Source organism: Pseudomaricurvus hydrocarbonicus, from assembly GCF_011602365.1.
GTDB classification, from domain to species: Bacteria; Pseudomonadota; Gammaproteobacteria; order Pseudomonadales; family Cellvibrionaceae; genus Pseudomaricurvus; species Pseudomaricurvus hydrocarbonicus.
In genome coordinates this window covers 216,960-230,229 of sequence record NZ_JAAONZ010000002.1, presented here as the reverse complement: position 1 = coordinate 230,229, position 13,270 = coordinate 216,960, and the positions used below count along the sequence as shown (strand labels likewise).

Below are 13,270 nucleotides of genomic sequence, written 5' to 3'. Positions count from 1 at the left end.
GCAAGACATAAAGCCAATGAAAACGAATCAGCTATCTATTCCGGGTTTAATCCTTTCCATCCTTTTACTGTCGGCCTGTGGGGCTCCCAAAACGCCGCAAGCGGTGACGGAGGCTTTTTGGCAGGCGGTAGTCAGTAGCGATGCCGATACCGTGGTGGCGTTGTCCACGCTCACGGATGTGGAGGGCTTTGATGGTTTTGGCCGGGATTGGCAGGGTTTTGAAGCCAGTTGGGGCAGGGTGGTGATAGAGGACGATCGGGCCAGTGTGGTGTCGACCTTGTCGCGCGTGACTCAGGTGCGAGAAGAGCGGCGTGAGCTGGTGACCTATCTGGTGCGTCGGGAGGATGCCTGGCGGGTAGATTATGTTCGTACTGGTCGGCAGCTTACCGGTGGCGAGCTGGGCGCACTGTTCGGGCGTATTGGCGAGGCCATTTCGGAGCGGTTTGAAGCTTCGCGGCAAGAGGCCGAGCCGGAAGTCGAGCGTTTGAGCCAGCAGTTACAGGTTATGTCGGAATCGTTCGAGCAGCAGGCGACCGAGGCGATTGAGGATTACAGTGAGCAGCTCAGCGAGTATTTGGAGGCGTTTGCGGATTCGGTGGAGCAGGTGCTGGACGATAAGGAGGCGCAGTTGTCTCGCCGGGAAAAGCAGCAGCTGGAGCAGGTGGTGACCGGCCTGAGAGACAGCGGCGAGCGCCTGGATGAGCCCAGCCTGGATGCCATCGCCGAAGGCGGAATGGCCGCCGGTATGGCGCAGTCACAACTGGCCTTGCTGGATGAGCGGGTCGTGGGTGAGTATCTACAGGAGTGGCGTGAATTGAGTGAGGCATTGGCGGAAAACATGCAGGCCTTCTTCGACGATCTCCGGGGCACCGGCAGGCCATAGACTGGGTAAAGGCATAGCTTCGGTTAACCATAAAGGCTTCAATAAAGCCGCTTTATGAGCCACCCTGCGCTGGGTTCTTCATAAGGGATTGTTCATAAGGGATGTGCCCTAAAGGACTCTGCGAAAGGTGAAGCGGGTGGTGCTTCCGGGGCCGTTGTTTTGCTGTCCAGGCTGGTTGTAATTTAATCGGCTTGGCTGGCGTAGTTGAATTCAACGCCGCATTTGAGCGGTCTGTCACACCGTGTTGCTCGATGATTCGTGCTTTTCTGGTTGAGAGTCGCTGTAGGATGTTCTCTCCTAGTGCGCTACTTCAAGGAACGTATGTCAGACGCGATTTCACTGTTTTCCATCACCACCGAATCGGTTCGGGATAACCTGTATTTCAAAATACTGGAGTGGCTGACTCATTGCGAAGCCAATGTGTCTGAAAAAACGATGCAGCCCTACTCGCAGCTGCCTTGGCAGCCTTCACAAGAATCCCATGTTTTTAATTGGCAGGGTTCGTACAAAAGTTGGGTGGACATTTTACGCAGCGAGGACCAGGTGGTGCAGGTTGTCTTAAATTTGCGCTACCCGAAAAAGCGTTGGTTTTCCCAGCACAAAAAAGATTGGAAAAGCATTAAGGAAACCGCGGTTGATTTGTTTGGTGAAGGTCAGAGTTTTGATCTGAATGACCGTGAAAGTCGACTGCACAGCAATCAACATCTCAAGGTTTTGATTAAATCCTACGAAGAGGGGCGACACGCTTTTATCGAGTTAAAAGTGGCTCGAGGGGAGTTTTGTTCCTGATCACAGTCAGTCGGGGTTGAGGTTTTTTATTCAACCCGATTGTGTTTTTATTGAAAGCGTTCGCGATTTCTTTGCCTGTTAATTGATCCATTGGGCTGGATTTTAGTCCGGTGTTGGTTGGTTGTGGGCCGTTGTTTCTGCTTCTGCGTCAGTTCCAATATCTGTCTTCATCGCAATAAATTATAAAGTGTGCCTGTCATTGCGGTATAAGTTCCGAGCATAAGGCGATGTAGTTTTTATGCGAGTTGTGATCGAGTTGGTGTTTACAGAAAAGACCTCGCCAGCAGCCTGAAAACACCTGGTGAACGTCTGGTAACGGCTTGGACCGTTGTTATAATCGGCGCCACTCTGCTTGTTACTGTTTTTTCTTTGCACTTGTTTTGTCGTGTGCAGGTTTTGCAGTTTAGAAAGAAAAAAAAGAATTTCATAAACATCAGACTCTTTCATTGATGGAAAAGACTCTGCTATTGGATGGCAGGCACTGAAAAAATTCAGTCAAGCTGTCGATTTTAAAGGCTATAACGTTGGGGTTTATTGGGGGCGCCAAGTCAGCTTATGTTGAATGTTGTGAAAGTGTTGTTGTTGCTGTGTGCGGCTTCCGTGGCCTTGCCAGGTCTGGCGGCAGAGGTGTCCAAAGAGCAGATCAAGGGCCTGGATGAACAGGTTCAGGACATCAAATCCGACGTTTTGGCAATTTCTACCGAGTTAAATCTGCTCGAAGAGAAGTTGCTGTTTCCTTCCAATACCCAGGTTTCCCTGTTCATTTCTTTGGCCGCCGACGATGATTTTCAGCTTGATGCGGCTGAAATTGAAGTGGATGGCAAGTTGGTTGCTCACCACATCTATTCTTTTAAAGAGCAGGAAGCCCTGCGCGATGGGGGCTTGCAGCGGATCTATACGGGCAATGTCCGCAACGGCGAACATCTCATCAAAGTAGGATTCAAGGGTAAGTCGGCGCTGGGTAACAAGTTTACCGAAGTCGCTGATTATACGTTCAGCAAAGGTGTCGGGCCCGGTTTTGTGGAGATCAAGTTGATCGAATCTGCGATCGGTTCCAACGGCATCGAATTCTCCGATCGATAAATGATGCGCACACGTGCTCTCAGCCTGCTGTTTCTGCCATTCAGTCTGTTGGTTCAGGCTGGGTCTGAAAAAATTGATTCTCCTCGCGACGCCTTCTTTGGCGAGGCGCTGTTCTACGCGTCTCAGGATGAGTGGTTTGACGCGATCTCCCGTCTGGACACCGAATTAAAGCTGCACCATGGCGTCGATGAGCCACAGCTCGACCAGCTGCATTACTATGTCAATGATGCCGAGTTCTCGGTGGGCGATTTTGAGTTGTCCTATCGTGTGCACCGTCAGGCCGGGCGGGCTATCAAGGCCGTGATTGAGGGCAACGTTGAGCCCGAAGTGCGCAATGAGGCGATCTATCGCCTGGCAAAAATCTATTTCCAAAAAGAGCAAAACCTAAACGCCTTCCATGCCATTGAGCGAGTAGAGGGTGATCTTCCCGAGGGTTTGGAAGATGATCTGGACTACCTGAAGGGGCAGATCTATATGGTTAACGGCCGCTTTGAAGCGGCTGAAAAAATCTTTAAGTCACTGTCTGGTTCCGATGAGTATGAAGGCTATGCCGGATTCAATCAGGGCTTGTCACAGATTGCGCAGGGCAGTGTTAAGGCGGCTGGCTTAACGCTTGACAGTGTGGGTCGATTAAATTCGGATGACCGCGCTGTTTTGGCGATGAAGGACAGGGCTAACCTCACTCTGGGCAGTCGCTTGATGGACGCGGGTGAGCCCCAGGCGGCGACTCAATTTCTGGAGCGGGTTCGTCTTGATGGACCCTATTCGAACAGGGCTTTGTTGGGCTTGGGTTGGGCGAGTGCCAGCTTTGACGACTATGAAAAAGCCCTGGTCCCCTGGACGATTTTAAGTCAGCGCCATGTCACCGATCCGGCGGTGCAAAATGCCTTGCTGGGTGTGCCTTATGCCTATGGCAAGTTGGGCTTATTTGGCAAGGCGGCTCTGGGCTATGGGCATGCGCTGTCGATGATGAATGCCGAGCTGGACCGTCTGGATGCGTCTATTGCCAGCATTCGTGAAGGGAACTTTCTGGAGGCGCTGGTTCGCGAAGAAATCAAGCTCGACCGCAACTGGGTGATCAAGCTGCGCGAGCTGCCAGAAACCCCTGAAACCTATTATTTAATGGATTTGATGGCCTCCCACGACTTTCAGTCGTCGTTGCAGAACTATTTTGACCTTGAGCAGCTGCGCAAGAAGCTGGAACGCTGGGTGGATGATTATGCAGCGTTCGAAGACGTGATTGACCTGCGCCGGCGTTATTATGAGCCCTTGCTGCCGGCGATTGATGAGCAGTTCCGCAAGCTCGACTCCCTGATTAATCTGCGTCTCGAACAGCGTGACCGCATCGACCGTCGGTTGCAGGCCATGCTGGTGGCCCCGCGCCCGGATTTTCTCGCTACCTCCCAAGAACGCCTGATGATGCGCGCGATCGAAGCCGCTGAAAGTACCGATGTAGCTCGCAGTGAAGATGGGCAGAGGCGAATAAATCGATTGAAAGGGGTTCTCACCTGGCAGTGGGAAACCGAATATCATGAGCGCCTGACCACGACCTTTGAGCACCTGATTGAACTGGATAAGGACATTGCTCGTCTCAACGAAATCTACAATTCGTTTGTCCGTACTCGCCAGGCCGCGACGCAAAGTTATCAGGGCTATGACCAGCAAATCACTCATATGCGCCAGAAAACAGAGCGAGCTCAGGCAACGGTGAAGACGTTGATGTTGCGTCAGGGACGGATGCTGGAAATGATGGCGATTGATGAATTACAAAAGCGCAGTCAACAGCTGGAAGTGGCACAGGTGAAAGCCCGCTTTGCCCTGGCGGAAAGCTATGATCGCGCGACGATGAAAAAGTCGGGCATCTCCAGCGAGGGCATGGCGCAGCAAGATAAGCCGTCGTCAGAACCGCCAACCCCGGATCAGCGAACACCGGATCAACGATCACCGGGTTTACAACAGGAAGATGCCGTGCAGCCGGATGCGGCTCAATCAGATGCCGATAAGTTGAACAAGCCGCAGCCTGACAGTGCCAAGCCGGCTGCCGCCGAGGTTGAGTCGCCAATCACAGAGCCCCCATTGGTCGAGCCAACTCAAGCTGCTGCTGCTGAGCGAGGTGTGTTGTGAGTCGCTATCGTATTTCGCTGCTGTTAGGCGCCTCGCTGATGACAGCCTCCTGTAGTGTGGTGCAGGAACGCGGTACCCTCGCCGAGCTGCGCAATGTCGACATGGTGATTGAAGACGCAACGGTAGAGGATGGGCTCGACAAGGCGATGAACAGTTATCGGGTGTTTCTGGAGGAGACGCCGGAATCCGCTATGACACCGGACGCCATTCGTCGAATTGCCGACCTGTCGATCGAAAAAGAATACGGTTACGTGGGGGCTGACAACACAGGCGTGGATGCAGCGGATGCGGCCTCAAAAGCTCAACTGAGTAAGGCGCAGTTGAGCAAGCCACATCAGAGCAAGCCGCTACAGGGCATGTCACAACAGGGCATGTCAGAACAGAGTAAGCAGCAAGTGGCCAAGCTGGATGCTGCAAACGCTTCTGGCGTAATGGAGCCGGCGTCAGGCCGTCAATTGGCAGATGCCAGTCAATTTGAAGAATCTGAACAAGAATTTGAGGCGCGGGTCAGTGGGCTGAAAGGCCTGGCTGACAGTGAGAGCCCCTCGCTGCAGGATCATCCCGGCGCGGCCAGTGATCTTGAAAACGCCAATGCCCGACAGGCCATTGCCCTGTATAAAAAACTGCTGAAAGAATACCCGCTGTACGATCGTAACGATCAGGTGTTGTACCAGATGTCCAGAGCCTACGAGGAGCTGGGGCAGGTCGAAGAGGCCATGACGGTGATGAACCAGTTCATCCAGACCTATCCGGTTTCACGTTACATGGACGAGATTCAGTTTCGCCGTGCCGAGTTCTATTTTACCCGCAAGCAATATCTGAACGCAGAGCAGGCCTATCAAACCATCGTGGATATGGGGCCGAATTCCCATTATTACGAATTGGCACTGTATAAACTGGGGTGGAGCTTCTATAAGCAGCACCTCTACGGGGAAGCCATATCGCGTTACATTGCCCTGCTGGATTACAAGGTGTCTATTGGTTATGACTTCGACCAGGAGCATGACCCTATCGACAGTAAGCTGGTGGATGACACCTACCGGGTGATCAGCCTCAGTTTCTCAAATCTGGGTGGTCCAGAGGAAGTGGCAGACTTCTTTACCCGCAACGGGCCGCGCAGCTATGAAGACAAGGTTTACAGCAATCTGGGTGAATTTTATCTGGACAAGCGTCGCTATGCCGATGCGGCGGGTTCTTATAAAACCTTTATTGCCGGTCACCCGTTTGATGAAATCTCCCCGCATTTTGCCATGCGCGTGATTGAGATTTATCACCAGGGGCGGTTTGCACAATTGGTGATTGAGAGCAAAAAAGAATTTGCCCATACCTATGCTCTGGAGGCGGAGTACTGGCAGCACTTTGAGTTGGACAGTCGACCGGAAGTGGTGGGGTTCCTGAAGTCCAACCTGAAAGACCTGGCAAATCATTATCACGCACTCTATCAAGACAAGCGCTTCGTCAAAGAAAAGCCGGTGAGCTACACCGAAGCGTTGATTTGGTATCGCAAGTACCTGGCGTCTTTCCCGCAGGGTGATGAAACCCCCGGCATCAATTATCAGATGGCTGATTTGATGATGGAGAACAAGGACTTTGGCGATGCGGCCAAGGCCTATGAGATTACCTCCTACAACTATCCTCTGCATGAACAGTCTGCGGAGGCGGGCTATGCCGCAGTGTACGCCTACCGTGAACACTTGAAGGCGTTGAAAGCGGTTTCGCCAGAGGCGTTGAAACAAAAAATTGTCGAGACGTCTTTACGTTTTGCCGATACCTATCCCGATCACGAAAAGGTGGCGCTGGTACTGGGGGCGGCGGCTGATGATTTGTACGAGATGAAAAATTATTCACTGGCCGTGTCGACCGCTCAAAAACTGCTCGAACGCTATCCGGCCTCCGATGTGCAAATTACCCGTTCTGCCTGGTTGGTGGTGGGGCACGGCTCCTTTGACTTGCAAGAGTATGCTCAGGCGGAGCATGGCTATTCACAGGTGCTTGAGCTTACGCCGGTTGAGGATAAATCGCGTAAGGATCTATTCGATAACCTGGCCGGTTCTATTTACAAGCAGGGGGAGCAGGCAAATCTGGCGGGTGAATATCAAGCCGCGGCGGATCACTTTCTGCGCATTGCCGTCCTGGCGCCAGCATCTAAAATCCGGCCCAATGCCGAATTTGACGCGGCTTCAGCACTGATTGAGTTGCAGGACTGGGGAAGGGCGACAGCGGTGTTGCTGAATTTCCGGCAGAATTTCCCGGAGCATGAGTTCCAGCCTGAAATCACCAAAAAAATGGCTTTCGTCTATAAGTCAGATGGTAAGGCTGAGCTGGCGGGGGCGGAATACGAGCGGATTGCTTCCGAATCTCAAGATAATGAAGTGCGTCGTGGCGCGATGCTGTTGGCTGCAGAGCTGTATGAAGAGGCTGGGGTGCCGGATAAGCAGTTGGCGGTGTATAAGCGATTCGTCACGGCGTTTCCCTCGCCCATCGAAAGCGCTCTGGAAATTTACAGCAAGATGGCCGCAGTTTATCTGTCGAGCGGTGATGGTAAAAATCACATGGCCACACTCAGGGCGATCGTATCCATAGACCGCTCTGCCGGTAAAGAGCGAACAGACCGCACCAAATATCTGGCCGCAGAGGCCTCGCTGACCCTGACCCAGCCGCTGTTTGACCAGTTTGCTGAGGCGAAAATTGTTCTGCCGATCAAAAAGAACCTGGATCGGAAAAAAGCGTTGATGAAAAAAGCGGTTAAGGCCTACACCACGCTGCTGGATTATGAGGTGGCTGATATCACGGCGGCCTCCACCTATTACATGGCCGAGATTTATCTGAATTTCAGTCGCAGCCTGAAGGACTCTGAGCGCCCCAAAAATCTCAGTGACCTGGAGCTGGAAGAGTATGAGCTGGCACTGGAAGATCAGATTTTCCCCTTTGAAGAAAAAGCCATTGCGGTGCATCGAAAAAATATCGAGTTGCTCTATATCGGTGTTTACAGTACCTGGATAGACAAGAGCATTGCAAAGCTGGCGGTATTGTTTCCGGCGCTGTATGCGAGGGATGAGGAGCATGTTGGCTTCGTCGAGTCCATCGATTCGTTCCGTTACATCATTGAAAAGCCGGTTGTGGCGGAGGTTAAGTCCGCTGATCAGGTGCAAACCGATTCGGTGCAAGACAATTTGATGGATGATGGTTTAAGCCGCAGTGCGCAAGAGGATGCTGAGGTAGGGGTCACTGATGGTAATGAAAGCTTGGAAGCAGACGCTGCCGAAGGTTCTGTTAAGTCGGATGGCGGTGAGGAGACTGTAGCAGCGGAGCCCGTGGCTCAGGATGTGTGAGGGTATTTTTCACACAGTGATAGCGGGCGCGGTTGATGGATATTTGCCGTTCAGTTGATATTCCAAAATTCTCGCAATGGTGTTTCTTTATAAAGTTAAAAGTCTGATGCGTTGGTTAAATTGCTAGCGTGTTAACAGACTGGTCTGAACAAAACCACGATAATGTTTTACAACTAAAAAGAGTGCTTTTTTATTTGGGGTTTTTACAGGCGATCTTAAAGAGCATTCAAACAGCCATAAAAATTTAATACAGGGATTTAGGGCTTACACATTGGGGAATAAATTGGTCTTTACTCAAGCCGAACAGTTTTTGTGTCGATCCTTCCGGCTCGTTCGATTCTATCGGGCCAAGGGTCAGGTTGCCGCACTGGTTATTTCCTTCATCTTCTTTTCCGGTTGTACCTCGGTGGTGCAGCAGGCGTCTCCTCAGCAATCGGAAGACAGTATTTATCTGGTTGAAAACAGAAGTGTCGACCTGTCCGTTCGCAGAGACTTCGATAAGGCGGTCAAATTGTTGCAGGAAGGGCAGTATGAATTGGCCATTCAGCTGCTGGAATCCGTTGCCCAAAATACGGACAACAACTCTGCCCCCTACATCAATATGGGTGTGGCGTATTACCGCATGGAAAACCACGACAAGGCGGAGGCCAGTTTTCTTAAGGCGCTTGAGATCAATCCCAATCACCCGGTCACTCTGAATGAATTTGCGCTGTTTTACCGCAGTGTGGGGCGATTTCAGGAGGCGCGCGAACTGTTTGAACGAGTCGTGACTCAATATCCGGAATTTATGCCGGCTCACCGCAACTACGGCATTCTCTGTGATCTCTACCTGAATGATCCGGCGTGTGCGATCGAGCACTATGAAATCTACTATCAAGCCAATCCTGACGATGATGCGGTTAAGGTGTGGATTGCCACATTGCGTCAAAAAATACAGGGGTAGGGTGATGAGAAAATGGCTAGCGGTTAGTTGTATGGTGGTTCTTGGACTGGTTTCAGCGGAATTAATGGCCGCTGACGAGTCGGAAAAACAAGAGCCCAAGACGATCTCCGGGATGTCCATTGTTGGTAATGATGAGGCGCCAAAATCGCTCTTTATTGTGCCCTGGAAAAGTTCAGAAATTGGTTTTGAGTCGGGCCTGACGGCTCAAGGGCTTCTCGACGGGTCGTTAAGGCCCATTGATAAAGAGGTTCTGAACCGTGAGCTGGATTATTTTGAAATCAGAAGCAGTGAATAACATCATTTTTTTACGACATAAACGTCTAACGCGAGTACGCAAGGGGAAAAGTTAAATGGGCTTTATTGATACGATTGTGGCCTTCTTCCTGGAAGGTGGTTTCTGGATGTATCCGATTATGATTGTCGGTGCAATAGGTTTGGCTACCGGTATAGAACGTTTCGTCAAGTTAACCAAAATCGAACTGGCCAACAAGCAGGTTTGGGAGCGGATTCAGCCTGTACTGGCAAAAGGTGATTTTGATGCAGCGATGAAAATTACCGCAGACGACAGTTCGACGGTGAGTAAATTGCTCGAATCCGGGCTGGCTCTTCAGGGCAGTGTCCGCCGTCGTGAAGACATTGAGATTGCCATGGAAGAAGAGATGATGGGCATTATCCCGATGCTCGAAAAACGTATCGCTTCCATTGCCTTGTACGCCAATATTTCCACTTTGTTGGGCCTGTTGGGTACAATTTTGGGTTTGATCGCGGCATTTAACGCTGTGGCCAGCGCCAACCCGGCCGAGAAAGCTGACTTGCTGTCCGCCAGTATCTCCATCGCCATGAACACCACGGCTTTCGGTCTGATTACCGCCATCCCGCTGTTGTTTATTCACTCGTATATGAATTCCAAGTGTGGGGCCATTGTTGACAGTCTGGAAATGGTTTCTGTGCGCACCCTGAACGTTATTTCCCGCAAAGCCAAGCGTCCGGAGCTGGTGAAAGCCGCGTAAACAAGACTGTGTCTAAGCAGGTTATGGATTGAACGCAGCCGATATTGTGCTGCTGACAAAGCAGAAGCGCTAAGAGAATAGAAGCCGAGATATGAGAGCCAGAAGACATCATTACAAACGCAACAAGGATCAGGCAGAGATTGACGTCACCACGTTCCTTAATTTGATGGTGGTGTTGATTCCTTTTTTGCTGATTACCGCTGTGTTCTCTCGCATCACTATCCAGGAGCTGAATCTTCCCCAGCAGGCTGCCGGTGGTGCGGCGCCAGACAAACCTCTGGTAACGATTGAAGTGATTCTGAGGCAGGATAAGCTGCAGATCACCGACGGTGACAGGATTACCGACACCATCAATAAAGTAGAAGACAAACATGACTTTCAATCGCTTTCCGAAAAGTTACTGGCGTTAAAAGATCAATACAAAGAGAAAGAAGACGCGATTATTCTGATCGAGCCTGATATTGAATACGAAGATGTCATACGGGTTATGGATGCGGTGAAAATTGCCGAAGTGAAACTCCCGGAGCAGGAAGATATTGAGCGCATTTCGTTGTTTCCAAAAATTTCTCTGGGTGATGCACCATGAAAAATACCCGTCGAATTAAACGAATGGACCGGGCTCGCCGGAATAAAGCCCCGGGACTGAACCTGACCTCTTTGATGGATGTATTTACCATTCTTGTGTTGTATCTGTTGGTGAATCAATCGTCAGTGCAGGTGGTAGAACCGCCCAAGGATGTGATCCTTCCGGATTCTGTCGCCGAAGCAAAACCCAGACAGACAGTTGTTGTGATGGTGAGTCCCGAGATCGTTTCAATCGATGGTGAGCCGCTGATGAACACCATGGATGCGTTGGATAAAGACGCCAATTTAACAGCACCATTAACAGACAAGCTAACCAGTATCAAAGAAAGTGCGCTGGGTTTAAATGCTGAGTCTGAGGCGAAAAATAACGAAGTGACCATAATGGCACATCAGAAGGTCCCGTTTAATGTGTTGAAAGCCTTGATGTCAGCCTGTACGAATGTGGGGTATACCAAAATATCTCTCGCCGTTAACCAAAAAGCTACGCAAAGTTAGTGTGATTCCGTGACGATTTCTCTGGATAAAGAAAGACTGGAACTTGAAGCAAGGCTTCAGGGTGCTGAAGGCCGGCTGCAGGATTTGCATCAGCAGTTGGATGAAAAGGCACAGGAGCTGCAGGCTAAACTTGACTCTGGCCAGCAATTTCAATTGTTGGGGGACATCTGTTCGTCGTTGCATCAGCTGGACGAAATGGGTCAGGCGTCGCTTTTTTGGGGGGCGAAAATCCCGCCGGAATATCAGAAAAAGCATTTGTCCCGTGTTCAGCATCAGATTGCGGGCTTTCAGCAGCAGCTTGATGCAATCCGCAACGAACAGGAAGTGCTGCAACAGCAAGTTGATGCAGAGCACGGTGCGATAGGTGACCTGAGTTATCTGCTTGATGATGTACTGCTTCAGGAAGAGCAGCAGCAATCTGAGTATATCGTCGAGAGAGAAGAGCGGGAATTGCCTTTCCGGCCAATGCTTATGCCCTGGCTTAAGCAAAAGGAAGATCAGATCCGTTATCGCAAGGCGATGGGCGGCATGCTGGCCTTTCTGGTGCTGCTGAATATGTTGATCGTCTTTTGGGAAATACCGGAAATTCCCAAGGAAGAAATCGAGGTGCCTGAACATCTTGTGCAGATGGTGAAAAAAGATAAACCCAAGCCCAAGCCGCCGGTGAAGAAACCAGAGCCCAAGGAAGAGCCGAAGAAGAACGAGCAAAAGGTGGCAAAAGACAAGCCCAAGCCCAAACCGGCACCACAACAGAAAGAGGTGGCCCGTAAGAAAGCGGAGGCTTCCGGTGTGCTGGCCTTTAAAGACAGTTTCAGTGATTTGTTGTCCGATGACGTTGATCAGAGGCTGGGGGCATCGGCCAGCTTGACCAATAAAGCGGCTTCGGCGAAGGGTGAATCCAGTCGCAGCCTGGTGATGTCGCAGGCGAAAGCGACCAGTGGCGGGATTAACAGTGCCGCGCTCAGTCGTGGTATCGGTGGCACAGCTGGTAGCCGGATGGGTACCGGCAAGTCTTTCTCACGAGTTACCAGTGCGATTGGTACCGATATGGTGGCGGATGATCGCCCACTGAGTGACGGCGTTGGCCCTTCACGGACCGATGAAGAAATCCAGATTGTGTTTGACCGCTATAAGGCAACACTCTATCGGATTTACAACCTGGAATTGCGTAAAGACCCAATGCTGAAAGGCAAGATGGTCCTGAGAATTACCATTGAGCCGAATGGGGCCGTGTCCTTTGCCGCGGTTGAATCAACCAACATGAATTCACAGCAGTTGGTCTCCGGGGTCTTGAATCGGGTCAAGCGTTTCAACTTTGGACCCAAAGAAGGTGTGCCGACGGTCACCATTCTTTATCCAATCGATTTCCTGCCAGCGGCCTGATGGTCCTGGAAGCGACACAGGTGAAGGCATAAGTGATATTGCCACAGGGTTTTGACGTTTCGTTCTGAACCCTGTGGTATCGATAGTGGACGTGAGCCAAGCCTTCTTTATTACCAAAAAGTCGGTCCACGTCACATCCTGAAAGTAACGATTTAACACTTCAAAAATTTTACACTTGGCGCCTGATTTTTTTTTGAAAAAATAGAATAGTATCGTTTGTCCTTAATCACGTATTGATCACGTTTTGGTATCGGTTTGGTCAAGCAGTTGCGACGTACTCAGTTGAATGTTTTTTGATCGTTGCAATTTGTTAACTCAAGTTTTAACACAAGTTGTTAACAACAGCCGGTGGATAAGAAGCAGCTGTTTATAAAAGCTCCTGAGTACAACAAGCACCAGCCTGAAGTTTCGAGAAAGTTGATAACAGGCCGGAGAAACTTCTGGCAACGGCTTCAGGCTGCGGAACGTGATTGATTTAGGCAGGCAAGGAAGTTTGTTTACCCTGTATCTGGCAGGGCTGTAGATTGAATGAATTGGGGGTTAGACGGCTATGGCAGCAAGATTTTGTTCAAATCTCGACTCTCAATGTTTCCGAATCTGATTTTGCGCTGTGATTTCGCACAGTGCATTGTGTTTTTGCATA

The 13,270-nt window shown here is 50.7% G+C and carries 11 protein-coding genes; all 11 read left to right on the top strand.

From position 1 onward, the window contains the following. Nucleotides 1-16 precede the first annotated feature (16 nt). The 11 genes from G8770_RS03255 (at nucleotide 17) to G8770_RS24490 (ending at nucleotide 12,627) form a co-directional block, all read left to right on the top strand. A complete protein-coding gene (locus tag G8770_RS03255; protein ID WP_167181723.1) occupies nucleotides 17-883 on the top strand; it encodes a hypothetical protein in 867 nt (288 codons plus the stop codon). Nucleotides 884-1,204: 321 nt separating this feature from the next. Next, nucleotides 1,205-1,672 carry a hypothetical protein gene (locus G8770_RS03250; protein ID WP_167181721.1) on the top strand — a complete coding sequence of 156 codons (468 nt, stop codon included), beginning with the start codon at nucleotides 1,205-1,207 and terminating at the stop codon, nucleotides 1,670-1,672. A 555-nt stretch (nucleotides 1,673-2,227) separates the two neighbouring features. After that, entirely contained in the window at nucleotides 2,228-2,755 is a 528-nt protein-coding gene (locus G8770_RS03245; RefSeq protein ID WP_167181719.1) for a hypothetical protein, read from the top strand. Continuing rightward, nucleotides 2,756-4,879 (top strand): tetratricopeptide repeat protein, encoded by a 2,124-nt coding sequence (locus G8770_RS03240; protein ID WP_167181717.1) that lies wholly within the window; start codon nucleotides 2,756-2,758, stop codon nucleotides 4,877-4,879. Further along, a complete protein-coding gene (locus G8770_RS03235) occupies nucleotides 4,876-8,211 on the top strand; it encodes a tetratricopeptide repeat protein (protein WP_167181714.1) in 3,336 nt (1,111 codons plus the stop codon). Before G8770_RS03240 ends, G8770_RS03235 begins: the two co-directional genes overlap by 4 nt. A 271-nt stretch (nucleotides 8,212-8,482) precedes the next feature. Next, the gene (locus tag G8770_RS03230) at nucleotides 8,483-9,154 is read left to right on the top strand and encodes a tetratricopeptide repeat protein (protein ID WP_167181712.1); all 672 of its coding nucleotides are present in this window, start codon (nucleotides 8,483-8,485) and stop codon (nucleotides 9,152-9,154) included. A 31-nt stretch (nucleotides 9,155-9,185) separates the two neighbouring features. Further along, the gene (locus G8770_RS03225) at nucleotides 9,186-9,449 is read left to right on the top strand and encodes a hypothetical protein (RefSeq protein WP_208022019.1); all 264 of its coding nucleotides are present in this window, start codon (nucleotides 9,186-9,188) and stop codon (nucleotides 9,447-9,449) included. Between the two features lie 55 nt (nucleotides 9,450-9,504). Beyond that, nucleotides 9,505-10,164, top strand: coding sequence for a MotA/TolQ/ExbB proton channel family protein (locus G8770_RS03220; protein ID WP_208022018.1), 660 nt, complete (start codon nucleotides 9,505-9,507; stop codon nucleotides 10,162-10,164). 91 nt (nucleotides 10,165-10,255) lie between these two features. After that, nucleotides 10,256-10,750 carry an ExbD/TolR family protein gene (locus tag G8770_RS03215; RefSeq protein WP_167181708.1) on the top strand — a complete coding sequence of 165 codons (495 nt, stop codon included), beginning with the start codon at nucleotides 10,256-10,258 and terminating at the stop codon, nucleotides 10,748-10,750. Next, nucleotides 10,747-11,244, top strand: coding sequence for an ExbD/TolR family protein (locus G8770_RS03210; RefSeq protein WP_208022017.1), 498 nt, complete (start codon nucleotides 10,747-10,749; stop codon nucleotides 11,242-11,244). The genes G8770_RS03215 and G8770_RS03210 overlap by 4 nt, the downstream gene beginning before the upstream one ends. A gap of 9 nt (nucleotides 11,245-11,253) precedes the next feature. Beyond that, nucleotides 11,254-12,627 carry an AgmX/PglI C-terminal domain-containing protein gene (locus G8770_RS24490; protein ID WP_167181706.1) on the top strand — a complete coding sequence of 458 codons (1,374 nt, stop codon included), beginning with the start codon at nucleotides 11,254-11,256 and terminating at the stop codon, nucleotides 12,625-12,627. Nucleotides 12,628-13,270 lie beyond the last annotated feature (643 nt).

Excerpts from the sequence above, each read along its gene's own strand:
- G8770_RS03255 (WP_167181723.1), top strand. The coding sequence starts at position 17 with ATGAAAACGAATCAGCTATCTATTCCGGGTTTAATCCTTTCCATCCTT.
- G8770_RS03250 (WP_167181721.1), top strand. The coding sequence starts at position 1,205 with ATGTCAGACGCGATTTCACTGTTTTCCATCACCACCGAATCGGTTCGG.
- G8770_RS03245 (WP_167181719.1), top strand. The coding sequence starts at position 2,228 with ATGTTGAATGTTGTGAAAGTGTTGTTGTTGCTGTGTGCGGCTTCCGTG.
- G8770_RS03240 (WP_167181717.1), top strand. The coding sequence starts at position 2,756 with ATGATGCGCACACGTGCTCTCAGCCTGCTGTTTCTGCCATTCAGTCTG.
- G8770_RS03225 (WP_208022019.1), top strand. The coding sequence starts at position 9,186 with ATGGTGGTTCTTGGACTGGTTTCAGCGGAATTAATGGCCGCTGACGAG.
- G8770_RS03220 (WP_208022018.1), top strand. The coding sequence starts at position 9,505 with ATGGGCTTTATTGATACGATTGTGGCCTTCTTCCTGGAAGGTGGTTTC.
- G8770_RS03215 (WP_167181708.1), top strand. The coding sequence starts at position 10,256 with ATGAGAGCCAGAAGACATCATTACAAACGCAACAAGGATCAGGCAGAG.
- G8770_RS03210 (WP_208022017.1), top strand. The coding sequence starts at position 10,747 with ATGAAAAATACCCGTCGAATTAAACGAATGGACCGGGCTCGCCGGAAT.